The organism is Pseudomonadota bacterium (assembly GCA_018823285.1).
In the GTDB taxonomy this organism is placed as follows: Bacteria; Desulfobacterota; Desulfobulbia; order Desulfobulbales; family JAGXFP01; genus JAHJIQ01.
The window spans coordinates 54,297-79,079 of the sequence record JAHJIQ010000003.1; the positions used below are offsets into that span (position 1 = coordinate 54,297).

At 55.1% G+C, this 24,783-nt stretch carries 23 protein-coding genes; 16 read left to right on the plus strand and 7 right to left on the minus strand.

Going from position 1 to position 24,783, the window contains the following annotated elements; all coding sequences use genetic code 11:
- The first annotated feature begins 27 nt into the window (after positions 1-27).
- The 5 genes from KKG35_00875 to KKG35_00895 all read left to right on the plus strand — a co-directional run bounded on the left by KKG35_00875 (position 28) and on the right by KKG35_00895 (position 5,795).
- Complete coding sequence (locus KKG35_00875; protein MBU1736671.1) at positions 28-747, plus strand: TVP38/TMEM64 family protein; 720 nt, start codon at positions 28-30, stop codon at positions 745-747.
- Positions 740-2,209, plus strand: coding sequence for an FAD-dependent oxidoreductase (locus KKG35_00880; GenBank protein ID MBU1736672.1), 1,470 nt, complete (start codon positions 740-742; stop codon positions 2,207-2,209). Before KKG35_00875 ends, KKG35_00880 begins: the two co-directional genes overlap by 8 nt.
- On the plus strand, positions 2,206-3,867 hold the full coding sequence (locus tag KKG35_00885; GenBank protein MBU1736673.1) for an acetolactate synthase large subunit: 1,662 nt from the start codon (positions 2,206-2,208) through the stop codon (positions 3,865-3,867). The genes KKG35_00880 and KKG35_00885 overlap by 4 nt, the downstream gene beginning before the upstream one ends.
- 10 nt (positions 3,868-3,877) lie before the next feature.
- Entirely contained in the window at positions 3,878-5,311 is a 1,434-nt protein-coding gene (locus KKG35_00890) for an aldehyde dehydrogenase family protein (GenBank protein MBU1736674.1), read from the plus strand.
- Positions 5,312-5,471: 160 nt separating this feature from the next.
- Positions 5,472-5,795: a hypothetical protein gene (locus KKG35_00895; GenBank protein MBU1736675.1), complete on the plus strand. Its 324-nt coding sequence runs from the start codon at positions 5,472-5,474 to the stop codon at positions 5,793-5,795.
- A 165-nt stretch (positions 5,796-5,960) separates the two neighbouring features.
- Here the strand turns inward: KKG35_00895 and KKG35_00900 are convergent, their stop codons facing one another.
- Positions 5,961-6,320 carry a hypothetical protein gene (locus KKG35_00900; protein MBU1736676.1) on the minus strand — a complete coding sequence of 120 codons (360 nt, stop codon included), beginning with the start codon at positions 6,318-6,320 and terminating at the stop codon, positions 5,961-5,963.
- 534 nt (positions 6,321-6,854) lie between these two features.
- Between KKG35_00900 and KKG35_00905 the strand changes: the two genes are divergently transcribed.
- The 6 genes from KKG35_00905 (at position 6,855) to KKG35_00930 (ending at position 13,323) form a co-directional block, all read left to right on the plus strand.
- Positions 6,855-8,048 carry an outer membrane protein transport protein gene (locus KKG35_00905; protein ID MBU1736677.1) on the plus strand — a complete coding sequence of 398 codons (1,194 nt, stop codon included), beginning with the start codon at positions 6,855-6,857 and terminating at the stop codon, positions 8,046-8,048.
- Positions 8,049-8,347: 299 nt separating this feature from the next.
- A complete protein-coding gene (locus KKG35_00910) occupies positions 8,348-8,806 on the plus strand; it encodes a PilZ domain-containing protein (protein ID MBU1736678.1) in 459 nt (152 codons plus the stop codon).
- Positions 8,807-9,028: 222 nt separating this feature from the next.
- Entirely contained in the window at positions 9,029-9,487 is a 459-nt protein-coding gene (locus tag KKG35_00915; GenBank protein MBU1736679.1) for a PilZ domain-containing protein, read from the plus strand.
- A gap of 246 nt (positions 9,488-9,733) precedes the next feature.
- Positions 9,734-10,192, plus strand: a complete 459-nt coding sequence (locus KKG35_00920; GenBank protein MBU1736680.1) for a PilZ domain-containing protein — start codon at positions 9,734-9,736, stop codon at positions 10,190-10,192.
- Between the two features lie 265 nt (positions 10,193-10,457).
- Positions 10,458-12,269 (plus strand): GAF domain-containing protein, encoded by a 1,812-nt coding sequence (locus KKG35_00925; protein ID MBU1736681.1) that lies wholly within the window; start codon positions 10,458-10,460, stop codon positions 12,267-12,269.
- 337 nt (positions 12,270-12,606) lie between these two features.
- On the plus strand, positions 12,607-13,323 hold the full coding sequence (locus tag KKG35_00930; GenBank protein MBU1736682.1) for a ribonuclease H-like domain-containing protein: 717 nt from the start codon (positions 12,607-12,609) through the stop codon (positions 13,321-13,323).
- 30 nt (positions 13,324-13,353) lie between these two features.
- Here the strand turns inward: KKG35_00930 and KKG35_00935 are convergent, their stop codons facing one another.
- The 6 genes from KKG35_00935 to KKG35_00960 all read right to left on the minus strand — a co-directional run bounded on the left by KKG35_00935 (position 13,354) and on the right by KKG35_00960 (position 20,463).
- Positions 13,354-14,049 carry a hypothetical protein gene (locus KKG35_00935; protein ID MBU1736683.1) on the minus strand — a complete coding sequence of 232 codons (696 nt, stop codon included), beginning with the start codon at positions 14,047-14,049 and terminating at the stop codon, positions 13,354-13,356.
- 145 nt (positions 14,050-14,194) lie between these two features.
- Positions 14,195-15,085, minus strand: coding sequence for a formylglycine-generating enzyme family protein (locus KKG35_00940; GenBank protein ID MBU1736684.1), 891 nt, complete (start codon positions 15,083-15,085; stop codon positions 14,195-14,197).
- On the minus strand, positions 15,082-17,589 hold the full coding sequence (hrpB, locus tag KKG35_00945; GenBank protein MBU1736685.1) for an ATP-dependent helicase HrpB: 2,508 nt from the start codon (positions 17,587-17,589) through the stop codon (positions 15,082-15,084). The genes KKG35_00940 and hrpB overlap by 4 nt, the downstream gene beginning before the upstream one ends.
- Before the next feature lie 264 nt (positions 17,590-17,853).
- Positions 17,854-18,939, minus strand: coding sequence for a hypothetical protein (locus KKG35_00950; GenBank protein ID MBU1736686.1), 1,086 nt, complete (start codon positions 18,937-18,939; stop codon positions 17,854-17,856).
- Between the two features lie 132 nt (positions 18,940-19,071).
- Complete coding sequence (locus KKG35_00955) at positions 19,072-19,743, minus strand: hypothetical protein (protein MBU1736687.1); 672 nt, start codon at positions 19,741-19,743, stop codon at positions 19,072-19,074.
- A gap of 378 nt (positions 19,744-20,121) precedes the next feature.
- Positions 20,122-20,463, minus strand: a complete 342-nt coding sequence (locus tag KKG35_00960; protein ID MBU1736688.1) for a PilZ domain-containing protein — start codon at positions 20,461-20,463, stop codon at positions 20,122-20,124.
- A 584-nt stretch (positions 20,464-21,047) separates the two neighbouring features.
- On the opposite strand from KKG35_00960, the gene KKG35_00965 reads away from it, so the two are divergent.
- The 5 genes from KKG35_00965 to KKG35_00985 all read left to right on the plus strand — a co-directional run bounded on the left by KKG35_00965 (position 21,048) and on the right by KKG35_00985 (position 24,782).
- Complete coding sequence (locus KKG35_00965) at positions 21,048-21,314, plus strand: hypothetical protein (protein MBU1736689.1); 267 nt, start codon at positions 21,048-21,050, stop codon at positions 21,312-21,314.
- Positions 21,315-21,835: 521 nt separating this feature from the next.
- The gene (locus tag KKG35_00970; protein MBU1736690.1) at positions 21,836-22,108 is read left to right on the plus strand and encodes a twin-arginine translocation signal domain-containing protein; all 273 of its coding nucleotides are present in this window, start codon (positions 21,836-21,838) and stop codon (positions 22,106-22,108) included.
- 33 nt (positions 22,109-22,141) lie between these two features.
- Positions 22,142-22,693, plus strand: coding sequence for a C-GCAxxG-C-C family protein (locus tag KKG35_00975; protein ID MBU1736691.1), 552 nt, complete (start codon positions 22,142-22,144; stop codon positions 22,691-22,693).
- Between the two features lie 557 nt (positions 22,694-23,250).
- On the plus strand, positions 23,251-23,742 hold the full coding sequence (locus tag KKG35_00980) for a hypothetical protein (protein ID MBU1736692.1): 492 nt from the start codon (positions 23,251-23,253) through the stop codon (positions 23,740-23,742).
- A gap of 152 nt (positions 23,743-23,894) precedes the next feature.
- Positions 23,895-24,782 (plus strand): ABC transporter ATP-binding protein, encoded by an 888-nt coding sequence (locus KKG35_00985; GenBank protein MBU1736693.1) that lies wholly within the window; start codon positions 23,895-23,897, stop codon positions 24,780-24,782.
- Position 24,783 lies beyond the last annotated feature (1 nt).

Genomic DNA, 24,783 nt, shown 5'->3' on the forward strand with positions numbered 1-24,783 from the left:
TCGTTGAGCCAAAACCCGGGACCGGATATGAACAAAAAGAACATCAACAGAATCGTGCTGGTCATCGCGGCAATTCTCGCCATCGTGATCTTCAGATCTCTCGGTCTGGACCAGTACCTGACCCTGGAATATCTTAAAGAATCGCAAGCCCGCTTCCAGGAGCTGTACCTGAACCACCAGATTCCGGTGATCGGCTCATACATGGGGATCTATATCCTGGTAACCGCCCTCTCTCTGCCCGGTGCCGCGGTGATGACCCTCGCCGGCGGGGGGCTTTTCGGTTTTGTTACCGGCGCCATTGTCGTCTCCTTCGCCAGCACCATCGGCGCGACCCTCGCCTGCATGGTCTCCCGCTATCTCCTCCAGGACTGGGTCCAGAACAGGTTTGCCGACAAACTCGCGGCGATGAACAGGGGCATTGAGAAAGAAGGGGCCTTCTACCTCTTCACCCTGCGGCTGATCCCGGTCTTCCCGTTCTTCGTGATCAATCTGGCGATGGGCATGACCAGGATGCCGCTCACCACCTTCTTCTGGGTCTCCCAGATCGGCATGCTCCCCGGCACCCTTGTTTTTGTCAATGCCGGCAAGGAACTGGCAAAGATCGATTCATTGTCCGGCGTCCTCTCCCCCGCTCTTCTCGGATCATTTATCATCCTCGGGCTCTTTCCGATCACGGTCAAAAAACTACTGGCCCTCTATCGCCGCAAATTCCGGCCGGCGACCGGAGAAGGAGAATTCAATGGCTGATTACGACTACGATATCGGCATCATCGGCGGCGGCGCGGCAGGGCTCACCGTCGCTTCCGGGGCCGCCCAGCTGGGCGCCCGCACCCTGCTCGTGGAAAAAGAGCGTGAACTCGGGGGCGATTGCCTCCATTACGGCTGCGTCCCGAGCAAGACCCTGATCAAAACAGCCCATGTCTATCACCAGCTGCAACAGGCGGAAAAATTCGGCCTGCCGCCGGTATCTCCAGGCCCCGTTGATTTCAGGCAGGTCGCGGCGAGGATAAAACAGGTGATCGGCGTGATCCAGAAACACGACTCGGTTGAACGGTTCTGCCGTCTTGGGGCAAAGGTTGAGTTCGGTGAACCGCGCTTCACCGACGAGCACTCGATCGACCTTAACGGCAAGGCGGTCACCGCCAGATCCTGGCTGGTCGCCACCGGCACCTCTCCCGCCATTCCGCCCCTCGCAGGGCTCGACAAGGTTCCCTATCTGACCAATCGGGAAATCTTCTCTCTCGACAAGCTGCCGGAATCGATGATCATCCTCGGCGCGGGCCCGATCGCCATTGAAATGGCCCAGGCATTCGCCCGTCTTGGCTCACAGATCACCGTTCTCCAGCGGAGCGGCCAGATTCTCTCCAAGGAAGACAGGGACATGGCCGACGAGGTGATGACTGTCCTCCAGGCAGAAGGGGTGACCTTTCATCTCGGCTGCAACATGCTCAGGGCCGATGACCTCGGCGGGGAAAAACAGGTCACCATCGAAACAGCCGCCGGAGACACAGTAAAGCTTGTCGCCGCCGAGATCCTTGTGGCCCTCGGCCGCGCCGTGAATGTTGACGGGCTGGGCCTTGACCAGGCCGGAGTGGACTTCGACCGCAAGGGAATCAAGGTCGACGGCAGGCTCCGGACCAGTCAAAAACACATCTACGGCGCCGGGGACGTGATCGGCGGCTATCAGTTCACCCACGCCGCCGGGTACGAAGGTGGGATCGTGGTCAGTAACGCCGTTTTCCATCTGCCGCGCAAGGTCGACTACACCTGGATGCCCTGGTGCACCTATACCGGGCCGGAACTTGCGAGCATCGGTATGAATGAGAAGATGGCGCAGAAGGCCGGGATTGAATACCGGGTCTGGACCGAGAATTTCCGTGACAACGACCGGAGCCTGGCCGAAGGGGAAGAGGTGGGGAAAATCAAACTTCTGGTCGGAGTCAAAGGAAAACCGATCGGCGTGCAGATTTTAGGCCCCCGCGCCGGAGATCTCCTCGGCGAATGGATCGCGGTCCTGAACGGCGGCCTCAAACTTTCCGGTCTCGCCGGCTCCATCCACCCCTACCCGACCCTGACCGAGATCAACAAACGAGTGACCGGGGCAGTGTTTACTGAAAAAATATTCTCGGACACCGTCAAGAAGGGGTTAAAGTTTCTCTTCAATTTCAAGGGCCGGGCCTGCAATCCGGACAGTTGGGAAAAACCATGAACGCAGCGGAACTCTTTGTCAGATGCCTTGAAAATGAAGGGGTTGAATATATCTTCGGCGTTCCCGGCGAGGAAAACGCCCATTTCATGATCGCCCTCGAGGATTCGCCGATCAAATTCATCCTCTGCCGCCACGAACAGGGCGCGGCCTTTATCGCCGACGCCTACGGCAGGCTGACCGGCCGGGTGGGCGTCTGCCTGGGCACCCTCGGCCCCGGCGCCACCAATCTGGTCACCGGGGTGGCCGACGCCAATATGGACCGCTCGCCGCTGGTGGTGATCACCGGCCAGGCCGACAGCCGCCGCCAGCACAAGGAAAGCCACCAGAACATGGATGTGGTCGGGATGTTCGACCCCATCACCAAGTGGGCCCAGCCGATCCTGCACACGATGAATATCCCCGAGGTGGTCCGCAAGGCCTTCAAGCTGGCCCAGACCGAAAAACCGGGGGCCTGCCATATTGAACTCGCGGACGACATCGCCGCCTTCGAAGTCGACAGCCGCCCGGTGCCGGTGATGAACCCGAGACGGCCGGTCCCTGCCGACAAGGTGATCGACCAGGCGGTCGAGCTGATCCGGAATGCCAAAACCCCGGTCATCCTGGCCGGGAACGGGGCCGTCCGCAAAAGGGCCTGCAAACAGCTGAGAAAACTCGCCGAAACAACCGGCATCGGGGTGATCAGCACCTTCATGGGCAAGGGTTCGGTCTCGCGGCACGCCCCCTATTCGCTCTTCACCATCGGTCTCCAGTCGCGGGATTACGCCTGGGAGGCCGTCGACCAGGCCGATCTGGTGATCACCCTCGGCTATGATCTGGTCGAATACCCGCCCCGGATCTGGAACCAGTGCGAGTGCAAAGACACCTCCCGGAAAATCATCCACATCGACTTTCTGCCCGCCGAAACCGACGAGCATTACCCGGTTACCGTGGAAGTCGTCGGCGACCTGGCCCACTCACTGTGGATGCTCAACGAACGGCTCAAAGCCTCCCCCCTGCCCCGCTACGAGCTGTCGCTGCAGCGGGAACTGCGCGGCAGGATGCTCGACGATCTGGCCGAACACAAGGATGACGACACGGAAGGTCTGATCCGCCCCCAGAAGGTCCTCTGGGACGTTCGGGAAGCCATGGGACCGGACGATATCCTGCTGAGCGACGTCGGGGCCCACAAGATGTGGGTCGCCCGTTATTATCACTGCGACCAGCCCAACACCTGCCTGATCTCGAACGGCTTCTGCTCCATGGGATTCGCCCTGCCTGCCGCCATCGGCGCCAAACTCGTCCATCCCGACCGCAATATCCTCGCGATCTGCGGCGACGGCGGGTTCCTGATGAATGTCCAGGAACTGGAGACCGCAAGAAGGATCGGGGCGAACATCGTGATCATGATCTGGGAGGACGGCGGCTACGGCCTGATCGAGTGGAAGCAGCAGATGCAGTTCGGCCGCCACACCGACCTCCATTTCAACAATCCGGACTTCGTAAAACTCGCCGAATCCTTTGACTGTCTGGGATATAAAGTCGAAAAGGCCCGCGACCTGCTCCCGACCCTGGAAAAGGCCTTTGCCGCCGATCGGCCGGTCCTGATCTCGGTTCCCATCGATTATCGGGAAAACATCAAACTGAGCAAGCGGCTGGGAAAAATTCAGTGCGTGATCTAGAGGTGAAAAAATGATCCACAAGGAATACCCTTACTACCTGGCCAATAAGCCTGAACAGCCGAACACCGACCTTGCGGTCACCGATAAATATACCGGCGAAATCGCGGCCCGGGTCGCCCTCGCCGATGATGGTGCGATTGACCGGGCAATAGAACTGGCGGTAAAGGCGGCCGAGCCGATGCGGCAGATGCCCGCCTGGCAGCGGCAGAATGTGCTGCAGCATTGTGTTGACCGGTTCAGTGCGCGGGCCGAGGAACTTGCCGATTCCCTCTGTATCGAGGCGGGGAAACCGATCCGGGACAGCCGCGGCGAAGTGACCCGGCTCATTGAAACCTTCAAGATCGCCGCCGAGGAAAGCGTGCGGATTGCCGGCGAATACCTGGAACTGGACCGCAGCCCCCGGACCACCGGCTACTCTTCTTTTACGAAACGGGTCCCCATCGGCCCCTGCTCGTTCATCTCCCCTTTCAATTTTCCACTGAATCTGGCGGCCCATAAGGTCGCCCCGGCCATTGCCGCAGGGTGTCCCTTTATCCTGAAACCGGCGAGTCTCACTCCCGTCGGCGCCCTGATCATCGGCGAGACTCTGGCCGAGACAGATCTGCCGCCGGGAGCCTTCTCGATCCTGCCCTGCCGCCGTGACGGGGCAAGACTCTTCACCGAGGACGAACGACTGAAACTCTTGAGCTTCACCGGCTCTCCGGCGGTGGGCTGGCAACTTAAAACCAAAGCCGGAAAGAAGAAGGTGGTCCTCGAACTCGGGGGGAACGCCGCCTGCCTGGTCGATCACGATGCTGATCTCAAAGATGCGGTGGCCAGGATCGTTTTCGGCGCCTTCTATCAGTCCGGCCAGAGCTGCGTCGGGGTGCAGCGCATCATGGTCCATGAAGATATCTACGATACATTCCGGGAGAGACTGGTAACGGCGACGAAAGCCCTCATTGCAGGTGACCCGAAAGAGGAAAAAACCTTCATCGGCCCGCTGATCTCCGAAAAAGAGGCGATCCGGCTGGAAGAATGGATCGGCAGCGCTGTGGGCAACGGGGCGAGAGTTCTCTGCGGTGGGACCAGAAACGGCGCGCTCCTTGACGCGACCCTGCTGGAGAATGTGCCGCCCGGCGAGGATCTCTGCAGGAAAGAGGCCTTCGGGCCGGTCGCAGTGCTTTCCCCCTTCACCGATTTTGCCGCCGCCCTGACCGAGATCAACGACAGCCCGTTCGGCCTTCAGGCCGGGATCTTCACCCGGGACATCTACAAGGCGCACCAGGCCTGGGATACCCTTGAGGTGGGCGGAGTGATCATCGGCGACGTACCGTCGTGGCGCGCCGACCAGATGCCCTATGGCGGAGTGAAGGAAAGCGGCCTCGGCCGGGAAGGCATCAGGTATGCCATTGAAGACATGACCGAGTTGCGGTTGATGGTGGTGCGGAAGCTCAAACACTGACAGACCGGCTCTGCTTTCTCTCGCCCGAAGCCTGCGGAACTGCAAAAGAGAACGATTTTATAACAACTTGACCCGAAGAAGAAGCAGCCATATAATAACATGTAAATGATAACAACTCCTTAAAAAGGACCCATCATCACCTCAGCCAGGACAAGAGCTTATGACCAGAAAACTTAACTGCTGGGAATTCAAAAAATGCGGCCGCGAACCGGGCGGCAACAAAGTCGATGAATTCGGTGTCTGCCCGGCGGCAATCGAGAAAAAGGCCGACGGCATCAATTCCGGCACCATGGGCGGCAGGATCTGCTGGGCGGTATCGGGAACCTATTGCCGCGGCAAGGTCCAGGGCATCTTCGCCGCCAAAATCACCAGCTGCGCTTCCTGCGCCTTCTTCAATCAGGTGGACAAGGAGGAGCAGAACATCCTCGAAGAGACGGAAAAATACCTGAAAAGAATTGAAGCGGAACAATCCAGAAAACTCTGAACGTCACCAGAAAAAGTGGCCATTCCGTTTCAGCCAGGAATAATACCCTGTAATTTCGTATAGTTACTTTGCGGTCGGAAGATCCAAAGACTATCATCGGATCTGGCAACAGATCTCTTGAATGTCCTGACCGGTGAATTAAAGCTGTCGTGTCGACCTAACTGCTTACATACTATCGCAGATTGAGCCGCAAGGGGTCCTTGCGCAGCCGTTTATTATGCAATAGTTGCGGCCACCACAACGAATGCAGGTTTTAAAGGCCCCCATTTCTTTATCACCCTCGGTTCTCGTTTCCCTGGCGAACTCATCAGCGGACGGCCTTTCTAATTTCGCTTTCTGGATGCTGAGGATTTCAGGTACAAATCGCATGTTATCAATTTTTGTTTTCACAGCAACATCACCGTTTGTAATCAGAATAAGGAAATCATCGATTTCAAACTCGAATAATCCATGTTTGTTCGGGATTGCCTCAATCCTGGTTTCATCTATCAATTTGATTTCATAACCGTTTATAAGTTCAGACATTGTTTTACCCCCTTCCATAGCATCTACCAGGAAATTTCCTTGATGTCTGCGGGGGGATTTGGATATCTGTTCTTTTTTTAGTTCTCGGAAACGGTTTTTCTGATTTTCCTGGAAAAATGGGGGACTTTGCCTGGCTTTTGCATAATCCCGGTCTGGTTTGCCGGAACACCTTGCGTCAGCCTGAATCCGTGAACTTTGCAGGCAATTCCAGCCACTTGAGACGGAAGATCGCACTGAGCCGTCACGGATTCAGGGTCAGGTCAAAATCAACTTTCACCCTTCGGCTCTCCCCTTCAGTACCCCTCGGGGGCATAAGTCTCGATGTCTCGCAAGCTCGCTTAAGTCGGTACGAGCAGACAAGCTGTTGAACCCATCTTTCAATCCCCTCCCCCAAGCCGCTGATAAAAAAAATCTGGAAATCGCTTTCCCTTTTTTTATACGATGAAGGGTGCTGATCCGCGTCAGGCTTCCTGACCGGGAATCGCCTGGGCCTCGAAACCGCATCCGTGCAAACCCATATTTCCGGAGGGGGAAATGACCAAAAAGTCTCTTGTGCTGACCATACTGATAATCCTGCTGTTCTATACAACCGCCTCAGCCCTGGTCCTCGACACCGATGTCTACACCATGGATTTCAGGATCAATAACCCTGGAGCACGTGCCAATGCGATGGGCGGAGCCTTTACCGGGGTTGCCGATGATGCAACCGCGGCCTATACCAACCCCGCCGGCCTGGCGATACTGACCGCACCGGAGGTTTCGGTTGAATACAAGAATTCCGGGCTTGTGAACCGTCTGACCCTGGGACCTGGGGTCCATAAAGATTACGAAGACCGGGTGTACGGCATCTCTTTTCTAAGCTACGTCCATCCGAAAGACAATGCGACCTTTGCCGTGTATCGCCACCAGCTCCTTGATCTTGAAAGCAGCTTCCCGCTGGGCACCGCAACGAATAAACTTGATATTACCGCCGATGTCCTCGCCGTCGGGATGGGTTTTAAACTCTCCGACAGTTTTTCTCTGGGCGCCTCTTTCGGTTTCGCGGAACTTGACTATTACTTCCAGGCCAAAAAAACCGATGGCGTCCCCGGCGATTTCATCTATCTCGTCGACGGCGAAGACAAGGACCAGTACTACAGCGCCTCACTGCTCTGGAGCCCGGCCGACCTGTTCAATCTGGGCCTTGTCTACCGCTACGGGCCTGAATTTACGACCCACAAGGACATCTATCGCTGGGACAATCTTTACAGCCGGGATTTTGTTCTGCAGGACAAGATCGAAAACACCTTAAAGGTACCTGACGTCTACAGCCTTGGACTCTCCTTCCGCCTCTTTTCCAGTGTAACTCTGGCTGCCGATGTAAACCATGTCATGTATTCGCAGTTGAAGAAAAACCTGAAACTACTGCCTTTAATGGCCGGAGGAAATGACCTCGATTATATTGAAATTGATGATGAACAGGAATATCACGTCGGCCTGGAATATGTTTTCAATGCCGGAGCCACGCCCATGGCACTGCGGTGCGGTTATTATTTCCGGCCCGAACACAAATTTTACACCACCAACAAGTCGATACCGGCGAGCAGCCTGACCATGCCCGGCGAAGACGACCACATCTATTCGGGAGGGATCGGCTTTGTCGCTTCGGAAAAGGTGCAGATCGACATGGCGGCGAGCATCGGCGAATTCATCGATGAATACATCCTGTCGATGGTGTATCGCTTTTAGGGGGTAACCTTCAGAGCCGGAGTGTACTCCAGAACACCATCTCCATCCCCTTTCATGTGTGCAACCCGGATGAGGTTCCGCCACACCTCCGCCTGCTCTTGCCGGCCGGCTTTCTCTCCCTGAAGAAAGGTCACCCTGAAAATAGCCCGAAAGACTCCAGTTTTTCTCCGGACGGTCGAAGAATCCGAAAATATCACTGAAAATCAACACCGAATCCAAAATATTGCTTGAAATTCAATGGTTTATATATAAATAAGAGATTATAAAAATTACACTGCATTCATAATTTTAAGTGAACTATGTCAGGATCGGAACACAACTGGGATGATATTCCCTCTTTGAAACTCGAGATGGACGACGAGTACGACCAGCGTCTGCAGGGCAAAGATCGCCGTCGTCACGCCAGGGTTGACATCAATAGCCTCAAGGGAGTGCTGACCTGGAATATCAACTCCATCCCCATCAGAATAGCCACCGCCGGACATGGTGTTTTCGATGCCACGGTCGTTGATTTGAGCCAGAGCGGGGTCAGGGTTTTCTCGCCCAAAAAACTAAACACGGGAGAAAGGGTGAGAGTCGGCTTCAAGATCAATGACCGAACAATCATTGCCATGGCAGTCAGCATATGGACAAGGCAAAACGAAACCCACTGCACCGCCGGACTGGAGTTTCAGGGCCTTTCCGCGAGTGACAGTGAGTTTTTAGGCGCCCTGGCCACCGCCAGTATGTTCAACAAGACAGGGGCTTTCAGAATCTAGAAATATTCTTACCCGCGATGAAAATCAAGCAGAGTTGCGAGATCAACAGGATATTAGAAAAAACCGGCGTCATAACCCATGAAGCTGAGTGGAGCAGCTTGTCTGCTCGTACCGATTAGTTAAGTTAAGCAGCGTGCCTGCTTATACGAAACTTATGCCCCTGGGCGAAAGCGAGCTTGCGAGACATCGAGACTTATACCCGAAGGATGAAAAGAGTGAGACATGGCGGAATCTGAACATAACTGGGACGATATTCCATCCTTGAGCCTTGAGATGGACGATGAGTACAACAATCGTCTTCAGGCCAGGGAAGGACGCCGCCATGCCAGAGTCGACACCAATGCCCTGAAGAATATCCTGACCACTCCTGTCAACGTGATCCCGATCAGGATCGCCACCGCCCTGCACGGTGTATTCGATGGGGTGATTGCCGACTTGAGCCAGAGCGGAGTCAGGCTGTCTGCGTCTGAAAAACTGAGCAAAGATGAAAAGGCCAGGGTCGGTTTCAAGATCAATGACCGAACGATCATTGCCAAAGCCATCATCAGATGGACGTGCCAGAACGATATGTACTGCACGGCCGGACTGGAATTTGAGGGCCTCTCATCTTCTGACGAAGAGTTTTTGGGTGCCTTGGCTACTGCCGGCATGTTTAACAAGACAGGCGCCTTCAAGGTCTAGAAGCTGCATGTTGGGGAACAAATTACAGACAATCACGAATATCTGCCTGTAATAACTTGAAATGGTTTTTGTTGTACTTATACTCTGTTCTTGAGGAAGTTGCAGAGAATCACTTAGAACCATGTTTATCGGTCCCGACCAGAGCCCGGGGGCGGATAGACGATGCCGGATGACAGGTTGATTTATTCATTGCCGGGTCAACTGCTTTCGGCCACTCCACCAAGATATCAAGCTTGAGGTTGCATCATGACAGGGGATAACAACAAGACGTGGGACAGCATACCCTCGCTCAGCCTGGAAATGGATAATGACTACGAGGACCGCCTCAAGTCAAAAGAAGTGCGCCGCCACGACCGGGCCCATTTCAATACCATAAAAAACCTGCTGCACCAGAACTACACGTCGATTCCGATCAGGATCGCCACCGCTGCCAAGGGGACCTTCGACGGAGTAATCATCGACCTCAGTGCCAGCGGGATCAGGGTCTCAATCCCGAAAGAACTCAATGAGGGCGAAAGAATCAAGGTCGGCTTTATCATCAATAAACGGACCATCATGGCCAATGGTGTCGCCCGCTGGACCTGCAATGATGGTGACAAACACACCGCCGGCATCGAATTTCACGGAATCGCAGCCGACGACCGTGAATTCATCGGCAGCTTAAGTGCCGCCACCCTGCTGATGAAGGTCGGATCGATCAAGTAATCCGCATGGTTTCAAACCGTCGCCATCCTGCCTTTCCGGAGGGTCAAACGCAGATCATCCTCTGCCCATTCTTCATTCAGCTTCATTTTTTTCCAATAAAAAAACTTTATCTGCCGGAGAATTTGTTAAAATCTGTTTGCACCCTTCGGGTAGAAGTCTCGATGTCTCGCAAGCTCGCTTATCGGTACGAGCAGACGAGCTGCTCAATTTAAGTTTTAGCCCGATTACGCGGAAACCGATATTGACTATTTCGTAAAGGAAAGCAATGCCCCTGACGCTGGCTGATTTTCTTCAGGATCATGATGTTCTGGCATCCCTCAATCTTCCGGAGGGGCAGAAGCAGCGTCTGGTCACCATCCTTGAAGATGATTTCCTTGCCGAGTTCCTGGAGAATGTGATCACCGCCTCCGAGGATATCCTGGCCATTGATCCCAACCTTGAACGCAGAACCATCCTGGAACTGGCAGCCGCCAAGATTGTCAAGGAACTGAAGGCGGAAGCCGCATCCATCAGATTGCTCGACGCCCGCACGCTGAAGATGCTTTCCTTCGGTTCTTCCGGCCTTGACGAATTCAGGCGCGCCTCCACCGTTCCCGTTTCAAAATCAATCGCCGGTCTTGTGGTCCGGCAGGGCTCAAGCATTATTGTGCCGAACATCAGTAAAGACCCCCTCTATCAGTCAAAAAAAATCATCGCCACCAAGGGGTTTAATTCCCTGATTGCCGTCCCCTTGCGGATACCGAGCTTTGTCAGCGATACGGACGATATCCTTGGTTCTCTCCAGATTTACTACCGGGAAGAAGATCGCGGGTTTTCGAAAATTGAAGTGATCCTGGCCGAAATGTTTGCCCGGCGGGTCAGCCATGTCCTGGCCAGGAAAAAAATTCTGGATCTCAAGAAACTGAACGATTCCAAGGAAAAAATCACCGACAATATATTCATCAAACTCAGTAAACGGGAGGGGATCAAGCTCAAGGATTTCTTCAATCTGATCATGCCTGATATTGAAGAGCACCTTCACTTTTTATGCTGTCTGCTTTTCACAATCTCGGAGGACCTCAAACACATCCAGCTTGAAGCCGCCTACCCGCTCGACAAAACATATTATGAACCGGGCCACTCTTTTACCATAGAACACCACCCCGCTTTCTGGACCGTGGTCCACGGCCTCAAAGAGTACGCCGACCTGCCCCATGAACGGCACCATCCAAATTACCTGCTGGTCAAAAATCCCGGGCAAAGCGAACTCACCTCCTCCGGCCTCCGGGCCTTCATCAAGGAGCATGACATCCATTCCATTCTCATGGTCCCCTTGCGGATTGCGGATCAGACCCGCCACATCCTGACCTTTTACGCAGCCGACCAGAAACAGTCTTTCACCGAAGACGAAATCGAGCTTCTGACCTTTCTCGGTAAAGAAATCATGAAGGCGTCAACCCTGGAATTCTTAAGCGATACCCTCCACGACTTCAAGAACCCGGCCATCGCCGTGGCCGGTTTTGCTGCCCGCGCCATAAAAATGGCGGCAAGCTGCAAGATGGAAGAAGCTGATATCGAAAAACTGCGCCGCTATCTTGAAATCATCAGCAGGGAATCGGCACGAATGCAGGACATTGCCCTGACCATCAGCGGTGAAGGACGCAAGGAGGTGGTCGACCTTGGCCGGACCGCCGGGGAAAGGTTTATACTGAACAATGAGGTTCTTGCCCGCTCGCAGAGAAAAAATGTCACGATCGAATCTTTCTGCGAGGAGGGAAAACTCCTGGTCCTATGCCCGCTTTACAGCCTGGAACGGGTCCTCGACAATCTGCTCAACAATGCCAGCAAGGCTCTGCCCCCGGATGGCGGCAGACTGACCATGCGTTGCTATCAGGAAGCGGGGATGGCCTGTGTCACGGTAACCAACACCGGTCTGATCCCTGCCGACCAGTTCGAGCAGATTCGCAAAGGCGCGGTCCAGGGCCGAGGCCTTAATATCATCACCAGGTTTGCCCAGACCAATCACGGCAAGCTCGAAATAGACAAGACCGATAAAGATACCGTCATCACCATCAAACTGCCGCTGCATAGGCATTAGCCATTCAGGCAACTCGACCCGTCCTGAGATAGCCAGATCAAAAGTGCAGGCACCGCAAACCGCTCCTGAAGAAGACCAACCCCAATCTTGTGCCTGACGAGTTCTTTAAATTTTCCTCCCGGTCGGTTAAGTTGAACACCTTGGTGAGACAGATCCGGAACTCATAAGAAGTCATGGGACAACCTGACCACCCCTTCCTGATGAGGCCTTGAATGGTCGATAATATTGAAGCTCTCCGCGGCAGATAAGCGTGAGACTTCGAGCCACGGGGAATGCGTTTCGCTATGCATGTTCAGGCCGGGTGGCTCGGAAGCTATACTGCCGGGAGCAGAAAAACATGAAGTTGTTGAGTGTTGATATCGAGATCTCAGACGTCTTTGAGCTCGGCCGATATGAAGATATTGAAAAGTACGCCCCGTTTCATATTTCCGTGGCGGCAACGGCGATTCACGGTGGAGAGGAGCGGTTCTGGTTTTCGAAGGATGATACAGACCGGCCGGCCATCAATTTAAACCGGCAACGGGCCCATGAACTCCTGGAGTATCTCGACCTGATGCAGCGGAATGGATTCATGGTCTGTGCCTGGAACGGCCTGAACTTCGACCTGAAATGGATCGGCCACCAGGCTGAAGACATTCCCCTCGCCGCCCGGATCGCCCTGAAAAGCTTCGACCCCATGTTCCAGTTCTTCAATCTCGCAGGGTTCCCGGTCGCCCTCGGCAAGGTGGCCGAAGCGATGGGCATCCCGCAGGAAAAACTCATGGACGGCGCGGATGCGCCAAAGGCGTGGCGGGCCGGCAAGCATCAGGAGGTCATGGACTACTGCCTCGGCGATTGCCAGATGACCAATCTCATTGTCCTCGCCATTCAGAAAACCCGGCAAGTCCGCTGGGTAACAGCAAAAGGAACCATCAGCGCAAAACCGATGCCGCGTTTAAAGTCCGTTGAGGAAGTCATCAAAGACCCCGAGCCCGACCAGTCCTGGATGGACAAACCGATGCCGAGAAGCAGATTCTATAAATGGCTTGAGGACGCCGGAGTGATGGGCAAATGAACCGGGATGCTCCTGGCAATTGCCGGGGTCTCAGTCGATATCAATCGATCCCATACTGGCAGTGGCACCGTCGCCGGTGGCGGTATTGGCCGAATTGCTGATAGTGGCCTTGTTGGAAATCTCCCCCGAGACTTCACTGTTCCGCACGGTCACGCTTCCCATATTGGCGGTGGCATTTATCCCTTTGGCGGTATTGGCTGATTTTGAGATATTGGCGCTGTTTTTGACGGTGCCGGTGATGTGACTTTTTCGGGAAGTAACCGTACCCATGTTGGCAGTGGCATTTGCTCCCCTGGCCACATTGGCGGATTTGGAGATGGTGGCACTGTTACCAACGGAGCCCGTTACCACAGAATGATCGACGATGGCAGCTCCCATATTGGCGGTGGCATTTTCTCCGATGGCGACGTTGGAAGATTTTTCAATACCGGCGCTGTTGGTCACCGTCCCTTCTATTTTTGAATCCTTGACGACTCTGGTCCCCTTGTTGGCGCTGGCGCCCTTGCCCTCGGCAACGTTGGCTGATTTTTCCATCACGTCCAGGTCAACAAGCAGGTCCTTGATCCCGGAAAGCCATTTATTCCCGACTGCCCGCGCTTTTTCCAATGCGCCGTCCTGATTGGCGGCCCCGGCCGGTTTATCCAGGACCTCGGCATCCGCCCGGGAAAGGGCTGGGGCTCCGATCAACGTTGCCAGGGCGATGAAACCAAGAATCATTTTTTTCACGATCATATCTCCTTTTGAGTCAAAAGCTGTCTGTTAATAGACAAACCCATCATTCTTGAAAGCATGTTTATATCTTAAGGTCAGGAAAGCGGTTAGTCCATCAGGAGTCAAAAAAAACTTTTCATCCCCGGGACCAGTTGTTCAGCTACCGTCCACCTCCGATCGGGGTAATGGCGGGACGGAATCCCTGGTAGTCATGCCGGTCACCGGGCAGACCGTACCGACGAAAACGCGGCCTGGTCCCATCCGGGACGATCAGCCAGCTTCCGCCCCTCCGCACCCTGAAGAACCCTTCCTCGGCCCCCTTGGGGTTATACCTGGGGCTGGCACGATAGTACAGAGGATCATACCAGTCTGCGCACCACTCCCAGACATTACCGCTCATATCGTAGAGCCCCAGTTCGTTAGGCTTTTTACGGCCCACCGGATGGGTTTCACCGTCGCTGTTCCGGCTGTACCAGGCGACCTCGTCGGCCTGGTTGGAACCGGCATACACGTCCCCCCGGGAAAGTTTGCCGCCGATGCCGGCAAACTCCCATTCGGCCTCGGTCGGCAGCCGATAGTCAAGGCCGGTCCAGTCCTTGGCCCGCACCAGAAACTCCCGGGCATCGTTCCAGGAAACCATTTCCACCGGACGTTCACTGCCCTGGAACCTGGATGGGTTCGAGCCCATCAACCGCGACCACTGCCCCTGGGTCAGCTCGTATCGGGCGATCCAGAAATCATCCAGGCAGACTGAATGGGTGGGACGAACATGGTCTTCACCACCATCGTCGCCCATCATAAAGCAGCCTCCGGCAACCAGGACGAACTCAATGCCGGTGACCGGGTCCTGGTAGACAGCGGCACCAACCGCTGCGGCAAGATCGGCTGTTAAATCACGGTGTGGACCAGCCTGACTCTGCCGGACGGGCTCACGACCTCCCGAGGGCGCCGTTTCAGCCGCACAGCCGGCAAGCAGGATCAGACCGATGCCGCAGCAGATCAGCCGGAGTTCCGACCCCTTCATCATGACTCCGTTGAGCAGTCGCATCATTTCTTTCTCCTTTTCGCCCGGCTGGTGGCTTCGGCTTCCAGCGGATTTTCCGGCCAGTAATGTTTGGGGTAGCGACCGGCCAGTTCCTTCTTGACTTCCCGGTAAGTCGAGCGCCAGAAGGCGGCGACGTCCGAGGTAATCTGAATCGGCCGCTGGGCAGGTGAAAGAAGGTGGACCAGCACCGGTATTGTACCGCCTGCCACGGTGGGCGTTTCGGCACAGCCGAACATCTCCTGAATCCTGACCGGCAGGATCGGCGTTTCACCGGGCTGGTAACGGAGCCTGATTCTGGAACCGCTCGGCACGGTCAGATGGGTGGGCGCGATCCTCTCCAGCTCCTGTTGCTCCTGCCAGGAAAGCCGGGCCAGCAGGATATCGACCAGATCCAGTTTTTTCAGATCATTGAGGGCCCTGGCCCCGACCAGATAAGGCTCCAGCCACGAGAGGTCCTGCATCAGGGCTGCGTCATCAAGATCCGGCCAGATTTCGGGCTGCCAGAGGTGGGCGGTTGTGATCCGGGCCTTAAGCTCCCTGCTTTTTTCCTGCCAGGGCAGACAGGTAACTCCGGACTGCCTGATTCCGGTCAGCAGGCATTGACGGATCTGCTCCGGTGTGGCCCCGGACCATTTCTTCCGGGAGAGCACCAGGCTGCCGAGGAGCTCTTCAGTCACCGCCGCCACCCTTCCCTGCTCCGCATCCCAGCGGACCGTCTTTTGGGTCCGGATCAGGCGGGGGTGATCTCTTCTCAAATCGTCCATCGCCAGAGACGCCGCCAGAAAGATCCGGCCCTGTCTTTTCCCGCCATCCAGTTTTGCGGCAACCAGCAGTTCGGCGCCTGCGAGATGGTCTCCGGCAGGCAAGATTGCCCCGCACCCGGAAGCGAGCAGATGCTGGGCGCTGCCCGATTTCCGATGGGCTATCCGGTCAGGGTAAGCGCTGGCCAGCAGGTTGCCCGCCTCGCTCAGTGGTTCCGTTTTTCCGGCGGTTTCGCCAAGCAGGCCCAGATACTGATCCGCCTCCCGCAGGATCTGGCGGCAGGCCGCCGGATCACCGCCTTTGGCCCGGACTGCATCACCCCCGTCCCGTTCCATGATGGTCAGAAGCTGCAGCCGCTCCTCGATATCGGCGCTCCGGCTGCCCGCCTCCTGTTTTAAGGGATCGCGATTGTTGAGGATCGCCGCCAGTCGGCAGACTGTTCCGCAGAGCCCCTGTTTTTTGCCATGGATCAGCATCAGGGCCAGACGGGGATGGAGGGGAAAGACGGCCAGTTCCCGACCGAGTGGAGTGATCACCCCTTGCCCGTCAAGCGCGCCAAGGTCTTGCAGGAGCCGCCGGGCCTGGCTGATCTGGCCGGGGCGGGGCGGATCGGCCCAGACAAGCCGCCCGGGATCACTGACCCCCCAGAGGGCCAGTTCGAGGATGAGCGGGGCAAGATCGGCGTGAATGATTTCGGGTGGCAGAAAGTCAGGTCGGGAGTGATGTTCGCTTCTGGTCCAGAGACGGTAGCAATGGCCGGGGCCAAGGCGGCCGGCCCGGCCGGTTCTTTGTTCGGCCGAGGCCTTGGAAATCGGGATGGTTTCCAGACGGGTCAGACTGCTCGCCGGGTCAAAACGCGGTGTTTTGACCAGACCGCAATCCACCACCGTGGTAATGCCTTCGATGGTGAGGCTGGTCTCGGCAATCGGGGTGGCCAGAATCAGGCGGCGGCCGGGAATCCCGGCAAAGACCCGGTTCTGCTTTTCCAGAGGCAGATCACCGTAGAGCGGCAGACAGGTCAGGTGCTCACGATTGCCATACAGGGCTTGCACAGCGCGGATCTCGCCACCGCCCGGCAGGAAAACGAGAACATCTCCCGATTGTTCGACCAACGCCTTATCGATCCCCCGGACAGCCAGCGGGACGATGAAGTCGTCCGTCGGACGCTCCAGATATTCGACGGTTACCGGAAAGCAGCGGCCCCGGCCGGTGATGACCGGCGCCCCGCCAAGCAGCGCGGAGATTTCACCACCGGCGATGGTAGCCGACATCACCAGAATTTTCAGGTCATCCCGCAACTGGCGGCCGTCCAGACAGAGGGCCAGTGCCAGGTCGCCCTGGAGGCTGCGCTCATGAAACTCATCGAAGATCACGAGCCCCACTCCGGCAAGCTCCGGATCGTTCTGGATCATCCTGATCAGGATACCCTCGGTTACCACCTCGATTCTAGTGGCGCGGCTGACCCTGGAGTCAAAGCGGACCCGGTAGCCGACGGTGGTGCCAACCGGTTCCCCGAGCAGTGCACTCATCCTGGTCGCCGCAGCCCGGGCGGCCAAGCGGCGCGGCTCGAGAAGAATGATTTTGCGATGGGCCAGCCACGGCTGGTCAAGCAGGACCAGGGGGACAATGGTGGTTTTGCCGGAACCGGGCTCCGCGACAAGGACCGCCGCAGAATTGGCGGCCAGGGCGGCCAGCAGCTCCGGGAGGATTTCATCAATCGGGAGTTCAGGAAGATTCTTCAGGGGCATAACAATCTGTTTTCACCCTTCGGCTGAAAGTTTCGTATCAGCAGGCAAGCTGCTTCACTTATGCTTTAGCAGGCAATCACGATTACGACAAGGATTCGTTCCCCTCGAGCCAACATCGAGGCAGACGGGTTTCTGTCTCGTGCAGCTCGCAGCCGCAGATATCACCTTGCCACCTGGGTTCTTTTTCCAATATTCTGTTAAAAGAAAAGGCAGCCCCAAACAAATGGGACTGCCTTTACACGACTTCAGACTTCGCTCAGAAAATCAGTAACAGACCTGCTGCATCTGTCCATTGATACATATTGAGGTATAGTTTGCAACACAGATGGTTTCGTAGCAGGTGCTGAGCCCCAAGAAGCCGCAGGAGTAGCTGCGTGTTGTCGTTCTACAGCAGATGCCGGTGGACTGTGACGGGATTCCTTCGTCAGTAACGCCGTCGCAGTCATTGTCGATGCCATCGCACCTTTCAGCCGAAGGAGCAGCCGCTGTTGCGTTGCATGTTTCACCATTGCCATCCGCCGAACAGACAAATTCCCCGGTTCTTCGACACGCACCCATTCCGTCCGAACATGAATTTCCCAGCAAATTGAAATCTTCGTCAGCGGCGCCATCACAATCATTATCAACGCCGTCGCATATTTCGAAACCGGAACAATCATCAACGACTCCATTGCAATCATTATCCATGCCGTCAACAACTTCAATACCGGCCGGACTGATACCTGAATCGGCATCATTGCAATCACCGGATGCCGGAGAAAACCCGTCGCCATCAAGATCGGAATCAGCCAGTCTCTGCTCAAGAGCCAGCACTCTATCCGCAATCACCTGTGCAGAGCCGCCACCCTGGCAATCCAGAGCATCAACAAAGCCGTCGCTGTTTATATCTTCATTGGTGTCCGGCACATCATCACCATCCAAATCCCAGCAGGCGAGACCGTTTCGGCCATTCACACCGTTGATCCCGGCCCTGCCGTTCAATCCGTCAACTCCGGGCAAACCCTGCGGCCCCTGGGGCCCTTCAGGACCGATTGCCCCCGGAGGGCCATCAGCACCGACGGGACCTGTTAACCCGTCAGCACCGGCAGGGCCGGCCGGACCCATTGGCCCCATCGGACCGATCTCACCCTGCTCACCCTGAGGGCCGGGGATCAGCGCCAATCCATCCAGCCGATCCTGCAGTGCATTTATTTGTGCCTGCAGCTCTGCAAACGGTTGCCCTTTTGAGTACTTGGAATCATGGTCCTTCCTGCGGTCGTTTTCTTTTTTGTGATCTCCGGCAACCGCCGGTCCGACTGAACCGGCAATCAACATACTGCCAATAAGTATTACGGATAGTGTCTTTTTCATATCTGCTCCTTACATTTTAGGGGGGGCGACGCAATTACCGACACGTAACTGCAACCGGGTGATAACACCATACTATTTTCGAAATTTCTGACAAGCAGTGATCGTTATATTTTTTTGGGGGGGGAGGGAGAACTACAGCCTTCGGTATTGCAACCAGTCACGCAGGGCATCGAAATCCCGGCCGTCCAACCACGCCGCTTTCGCACGTTTCAGCACGAGATCCCGCCGCCCGTCAGGACCCAGGCGCAATGCCTCGCTGTAATCCTTTACCGCATCGCCGAACTGCATGTTTGCGAACAGTGCATCCCCGCGCCTCTCGTAAACGCCGGCCTCCGTCGATGCGTCATTGATCTGCAATCCACCCTCGATGATCACCTTGTTATACTCTTCGAAATGCTCCCGAGTCGAATCGGCGATGGCCAGGGCGTTTGCTGCCCGGATGTCCTCATAACAGACCCTGGTTGCCGCAAAGGTCAATAAAAGCGCAATAAACAGTGAGGCAAAGGGCACAAGATAATGCCACACCTTGTCATAAAACACGGCAAAACCAGGCATGAAGCGGCAATAAAGGACCGGGACCGATCCGCCAACCTGCGGCAATCCCTTGCCGCCGCCGTTTGAATAGGACCTGCCTTTCACAATGCGCTTGACGTGATCAGGACCGGTGTATTCAACGGTAAGATAACGGGTGTCAACGAATCTTGAGGTGGAGAGTTCATTACCACTGACAAAAGAGTGTTTCAGCAACGACTCGATCACTGTCCCTTCCGCTCTTTCGCCAAAAATGTGGAGATATAATCGCATCCCCAGCCACGCCGCCGCTGTGAGCAGAACTGCCAATGCAACGCAAAAAAATATGGCCTTGAAGGGTGCGGGCGGATAATACGAGATACTGAATTCGCGAACAGTACTGTCAACGGTTAGCACAGGCATCCTCCCCGGGAATGCAGCTCACTGTAAAAATTCACAAGCCCGGCAGGAGCAGAGCCGGGCAGCAGTTTATCCGAATAGATCATGGCGCTAGTGTCACGTCAACTCTGAACCGTCACATCTTTCTCGTCGTTTTTCGCGCCTCCTGCGTTACCTGTTGGGTTACATAGCGCTGCTATGCAACCCAACACATGCCTTGCCGGCACAAAAAATACCTGAGAAATATTATGACATTTCATCCTTGACGCGACACTAGCACTCCCTCGACTGGAGATGCTTTTGCACATATGCGTTGATTTTTTTCTCATCACCCTCAGGTAAAAACATGAAAGTGACTGCGGTTTCCAGAAGATCCTCCCTCGCAACTTCTTCCACCACCCAGCCCGTCACCTGAATCGGCGCAGACTCCCCGGACAGGGTGAATTCCAGAAAGACTTCCTGTGAACCATGGCGACCGTAATTCACGGGTTTAATGTAGCGCATCCCGGTCCGACTCAGGTTAATCGCCCGGGCTTTTGCAGTTCCGGAAACCAGTTTCTCGGAAACCGTCACATCCAGTTCAACCCTGATTCCCTCTCGCCGTTCATCCATCATTCACCTCGCCGGTTTTTTTACAGCAAAGTATTCAGGTAATATCGCTTCCGTTCATGGGAGCCGGTCGTCCATAAATGAACCCGCCAAAGTTTATCCTGGTCCAGGTGTGCTCCGTAATTTTCAGCAAATTATTGGTGGATAGGGAGTTGTTCGCAATGCCTACAAAAATTCCGGCATGCGTTTTCAAGCCATCAACCCGATCCTGAACCAACGCCACATTTTTCCTTATACACCAGCCGGAAATGCCAAACAACCAGATTCCTCAACACATGACCGGCACTGAAAGATAAGGCGCTCCGGAATCTGCAGAATTTGTTTCCCGTCTCGCCGGGATTTACCACCCAGGCGGCTTTTTCCTGAACATGCATAGCGAAACGCATTCCCCGCAGCTCGAAGTCTCACGCTGTTCGCTATCTGCTGCGGGGCTAGTGAGCGAATCTGATGTAAGTAACCTTCCATACGGAGATTCCCCGTGGCTCGAAGTCTTGCGCTTATCTGCCGCGGGGAGCTTCAATTTTATTCTTTGTTTTATCTTTCCCGCTGTGCCAGAATGTTTTTTTCAAGTCTTTGAAAGGAGGACAAAAATGACACGGCAAAGTAAAATAAACGACATCTGCAACCATGTTCAGGATGTCTTCAATCCGCCGCAGATCAGGTTTCTGAAGATCGCGAGATACCCGGAAGCCTACGGGATGAGAATCGGTTTCGAGTACCGGAACGGGACCAAGACCATCACCTTTTCCCAGCACTATATCAATGCGCATCCCGCGGAGCATTTCCGCAGCTTTCTCGACCCGGACAAATTAAGCAAACTCAGAAAAACCGGCGACCAGCACCTGGAGCTGATCTGACCGGTCCTGCCCCGCTCCCGGCAGCGAAAATTCTCACCGCAATAAAAAAGCAAACGGCGTGCGCCTGCGAGACCCCGCGTCGCTTTACGGACAGGATGCGAGTCATCGGTCGCCTGGATCGCTTCTTATATTTTCACCCTTCGGGTATAAGTTTCGTTTGAGCAGACAAGCTGCTCAACTTAAGCTTTATCCCCGTCGACGGATGCAAACCCATCACCTTACATTTTCATCTTTTACGAAATTAGTATTTGCATGTTTTTTGGTAATTAAAATTCGCATTTATTTCAAATCATGGTAATTTCATTTCTGATCTGATCGGATGAAACTGTTGGAGAGGCAGGAGTCCGTATCGATAAATGACTACCGAATAAAATTCACAACCGGATGATTTCAGCACACCTCTCAAGAGCCTGTGACAAAAGAATGCAAACAGTCCCAGATTTGCTTTCCATCGTCTGCAACTCAGGGCAGGACTCTAAACCGGCTTGCCCTTTTATTGTAACCAGAAAGAGGAGAGAGAAATGACGAAACAATCTGACAAGTATCTGACAGGAGCTGGAACTGCACACGATGAGGTGGCCGAAAACCCCTCAAGAAGAAAATTCCTGAACACTGCCGGTATTGCGGCTGTTGGAGGACTGGTCACCGCCGTGGGAACCAACCTCCTTGACAGCGGGGAAGCAAAGGCGGCTCCCGCACCGGAGGCACCGCCACTGCCCTGGAAATACACCAAGCTCGACCCGCTCGAAGCCGGTAAAAGAGGGTACAAAAGTTACCTCGCCCAGGGCGGCTGAGGCTCCGGTGCATGGCTGGGGGTCCTCAGCCTGTTGAAGGAAAAAGTCGGATATCCGTACACAACGCTTTCAGACGACATGTTCCATCACGCCGCCGGGGGTTATGCCGGGCAGGGAACTCTCTGCGGCTCCATCGGCGCCTGTTCGTCCCTCATCAACCTGGTGACCAAGGACGCCGATAACACCCACAACAAGATGATCAGCGACCTGATCAACTGGTATGCATCGTTCAATCACCCGACAACCGAGTTTGACTCCGTCGTAAAATTTCCGGACCAGATACGCGTGGTTCCCAATTCGCCTCTCTGCCATGTCTCGGTTTCCACCTGGACCATGGCGGCGAAAACGGAAATTGACACCTATGAAAGGAAAGACCGTTGCGCCAAGGTTGCCGGCAGGGTTGCCATGCAGACTGTTCTGATGCTGAATGCCTATGCTGACAAGAAATGGGCGCCGATGGCTCCCGCTCTATCTAAGGAAACCGCCTCCTGTCTCGAATGTCATGGGCCGGAAGAAGACAACAATCAGCAGGGTAAAATGAATTGCGGATTATGCCACCCCCACAAGGCAGACCACGCCGCATAGAAGTTCAGATTTCCTTTTTCCCGAATGGATGAAATGGCAGGGGCACCGGAATGATCCGGTGCCCCTTGTCAGATCAGGACCCAAACGTCGGGAATATCCGGACCGACCGGCTACCGATCCCGCCATTACCTAAGGACATAAATTCCGAAACCCCTCATGTTCCGCAATCAGTCTGCCGAATCCCGGTTTCTGAATTGTGAACAGGTAAAGGGGAATAAGATCGTCTTTTTAGAAAAGCCCCTCACTGAAATCCGGATCAACTTTTTACACACAAGCATTGAATCGAGAATGCAAAGTTTCTCTTTTTCAGGTAATTAAGCGGAATGCCTCCCTACATTTCTGATTGTACACTTTGCTTTTCCGGCCTGAAAAACTTCGATTCAGCACCCGAACACTCCCCTTCTGTAATTATTTTTATCTATGTTTTCGACAGGTTATCATGACACTAGTCCGGCGGGCAGCCGGCCCACGAATAACGTGGGAGAAGTCATTTTATCGGGCGGTCATGCTCAGCCTGTGAGCGCCCAATTCAGAAAATCACTTGATGGAGAAAATGTATGAGCCTGTGTGTCTTGTGCGCACAAAGAGGGACCTCCTGTTGCGTCAATCGCGACATCCTGATCACCACGGCGGATGCCGGGAGAATTGCCGCATATTACGGTGATCTCAATTTTTTTGAGTACCGCAAGCCCAGTTCGACGGCCTATGTCGAGCAGGACGATGATCCGGAATGGAACATTCTGACCGTCCGGGTTGATGGCTCAAGACGCGTTCTGAATCGACAGAACGAATCCCTGTGCTTCTTTCTGACCGAGACCGGCTGCCGGTTATCCGCCACGGTCCGGCCTCTGGTCTGTCGGCTCCATCCGGTTGAATATACCGCTGCCGGGGTGACCGGGGTCTCACCGGAATGCCCGGTTCAATTTCTCGCTCACCCCGAAACCCTGCTCGACAGTCTGCAGATGAACCTGACCGAAGCCGAATCCTGGCGTCGTCAGCTTTATGAAGAACTCCGGCAGGACGCTCTCAACCGGAAAAAGGTGGCGTAAGCCATTTGTCCAGACAGAGAAAACACCCTGCCATCCCCACATCCACAGGGGCTGGTCATCCGACCGGCCTCTGTTGTGGGTTTTTAAATATTTCTGTAAAGTGTCCAGAGAATTTCATCTAAAAACTTAAACCCTCTATCCGTCGTTCATTCATGCAACCGATCCTTGAAGTAAAGAACCTGGTCAAGCGCTACAAGACCATCGCCGCAGTCGACGGGATCAGCTTCAAAATCCAGCCGGGAATCTGCTTTGGTCTGCTGGGTCCGAACGGGGCCGGCAAGTCCTCGGCCCTTGAAGTGATCGAAGACATCCTGCCGCCAACCTCGGGCGAGATCCTTTTCAACGGGGCTCCCATTCAGGAGGCATCTTTCCGGGAAAAGATCGGCATCCAGTTCCAGCACACCTCGCTCCTGGACTTCCTTACCGTCCGCGACACCATCCGCACCTTCATGAGTCTCTACCGGGACCCGGAGCAACTTGATCTGCTGGCGGATCTCTGCAACCTCCACGAATTCATGGACCGGATGAACAACAAACTTTCCGGAGGTCAGACCCAACGCCTGATGCTGGCTCTCGCGCTGATCAACAAACCGCAGCTGGTCTTCCTCGACGAACCCTCCACCGGGCTCGACCCGCAGGCCCGGCGGAACCTGTGGGAGATCGTGCGCGGTATCAAGGAAAAAGGCCGAACCATTATCCTCACGACCCACTCCATGGATGAGGCTGAATATCTCTGCGACCAGATCGCCATTATGGACCATGGCCGAATCATCGCCGAAGGCTCACCTGCGGAGCTGGTGGAGCGTTACTGCACGGGCGGGACCATCACTCTGCCGCGAGAGAACGTCACCATCCCGCTTTCCGAGATCCCCTTCCCCTGGCGCGAGACCAACGGCCGACTGGAAATCTCCACCGACCGGATCAATACCGGTCTGGAGCGCCTGCTTGCCATGCAGATCAACCTGGCCGAGATGACGGTTCATTCGCCGAACCTGGAAGATGTTTTCCTGAACCTGACCGGGCGCAAACTCCGGGATTGAG

What these genes read in the sequence shown, in the direction of transcription:
- KKG35_00875 (MBU1736671.1), top strand. Translation starts at nt 28, where the DNA reads ATGAACAAAAAGAACATCAACAGAATCGTGCTGGTCATCGCGGCAATT.
- KKG35_00880 (MBU1736672.1), top strand. Translation starts at nt 740, where the DNA reads ATGGCTGATTACGACTACGATATCGGCATCATCGGCGGCGGCGCGGCA.
- KKG35_00885 (MBU1736673.1), top strand. Translation starts at nt 2,206, where the DNA reads ATGAACGCAGCGGAACTCTTTGTCAGATGCCTTGAAAATGAAGGGGTT.
- KKG35_00890 (MBU1736674.1), top strand. Translation starts at nt 3,878, where the DNA reads ATGATCCACAAGGAATACCCTTACTACCTGGCCAATAAGCCTGAACAG.
- KKG35_00895 (MBU1736675.1), top strand. Translation starts at nt 5,472, where the DNA reads ATGACCAGAAAACTTAACTGCTGGGAATTCAAAAAATGCGGCCGCGAA.
- KKG35_00900 (MBU1736676.1), bottom strand. Translation starts at nt 6,320, where the DNA reads ATGTCTGAACTTATAAACGGTTATGAAATCAAATTGATAGATGAAACC.
- KKG35_00905 (MBU1736677.1), top strand. Translation starts at nt 6,855, where the DNA reads ATGACCAAAAAGTCTCTTGTGCTGACCATACTGATAATCCTGCTGTTC.
- KKG35_00910 (MBU1736678.1), top strand. Translation starts at nt 8,348, where the DNA reads ATGTCAGGATCGGAACACAACTGGGATGATATTCCCTCTTTGAAACTC.
- KKG35_00915 (MBU1736679.1), top strand. Translation starts at nt 9,029, where the DNA reads ATGGCGGAATCTGAACATAACTGGGACGATATTCCATCCTTGAGCCTT.
- KKG35_00920 (MBU1736680.1), top strand. Translation starts at nt 9,734, where the DNA reads ATGACAGGGGATAACAACAAGACGTGGGACAGCATACCCTCGCTCAGC.
- KKG35_00925 (MBU1736681.1), top strand. Translation starts at nt 10,458, where the DNA reads ATGCCCCTGACGCTGGCTGATTTTCTTCAGGATCATGATGTTCTGGCA.
- KKG35_00930 (MBU1736682.1), top strand. Translation starts at nt 12,607, where the DNA reads ATGAAGTTGTTGAGTGTTGATATCGAGATCTCAGACGTCTTTGAGCTC.
- KKG35_00940 (MBU1736684.1), bottom strand. Translation starts at nt 15,085, where the DNA reads ATGATGCGACTGCTCAACGGAGTCATGATGAAGGGGTCGGAACTCCGG.
- hrpB (MBU1736685.1), bottom strand. Translation starts at nt 17,589, where the DNA reads ATGCCCCTGAAGAATCTTCCTGAACTCCCGATTGATGAAATCCTCCCG.
- KKG35_00950 (MBU1736686.1), bottom strand. Translation starts at nt 18,939, where the DNA reads ATGAAAAAGACACTATCCGTAATACTTATTGGCAGTATGTTGATTGCC.
- KKG35_00955 (MBU1736687.1), bottom strand. Translation starts at nt 19,743, where the DNA reads ATGCGATTATATCTCCACATTTTTGGCGAAAGAGCGGAAGGGACAGTG.
- KKG35_00960 (MBU1736688.1), bottom strand. Translation starts at nt 20,463, where the DNA reads ATGATGGATGAACGGCGAGAGGGAATCAGGGTTGAACTGGATGTGACG.
- KKG35_00965 (MBU1736689.1), top strand. Translation starts at nt 21,048, where the DNA reads ATGACACGGCAAAGTAAAATAAACGACATCTGCAACCATGTTCAGGAT.
- KKG35_00970 (MBU1736690.1), top strand. Translation starts at nt 21,836, where the DNA reads ATGACGAAACAATCTGACAAGTATCTGACAGGAGCTGGAACTGCACAC.
- KKG35_00980 (MBU1736692.1), top strand. Translation starts at nt 23,251, where the DNA reads ATGAGCCTGTGTGTCTTGTGCGCACAAAGAGGGACCTCCTGTTGCGTC.
- KKG35_00985 (MBU1736693.1), top strand. Translation starts at nt 23,895, where the DNA reads ATGCAACCGATCCTTGAAGTAAAGAACCTGGTCAAGCGCTACAAGACC.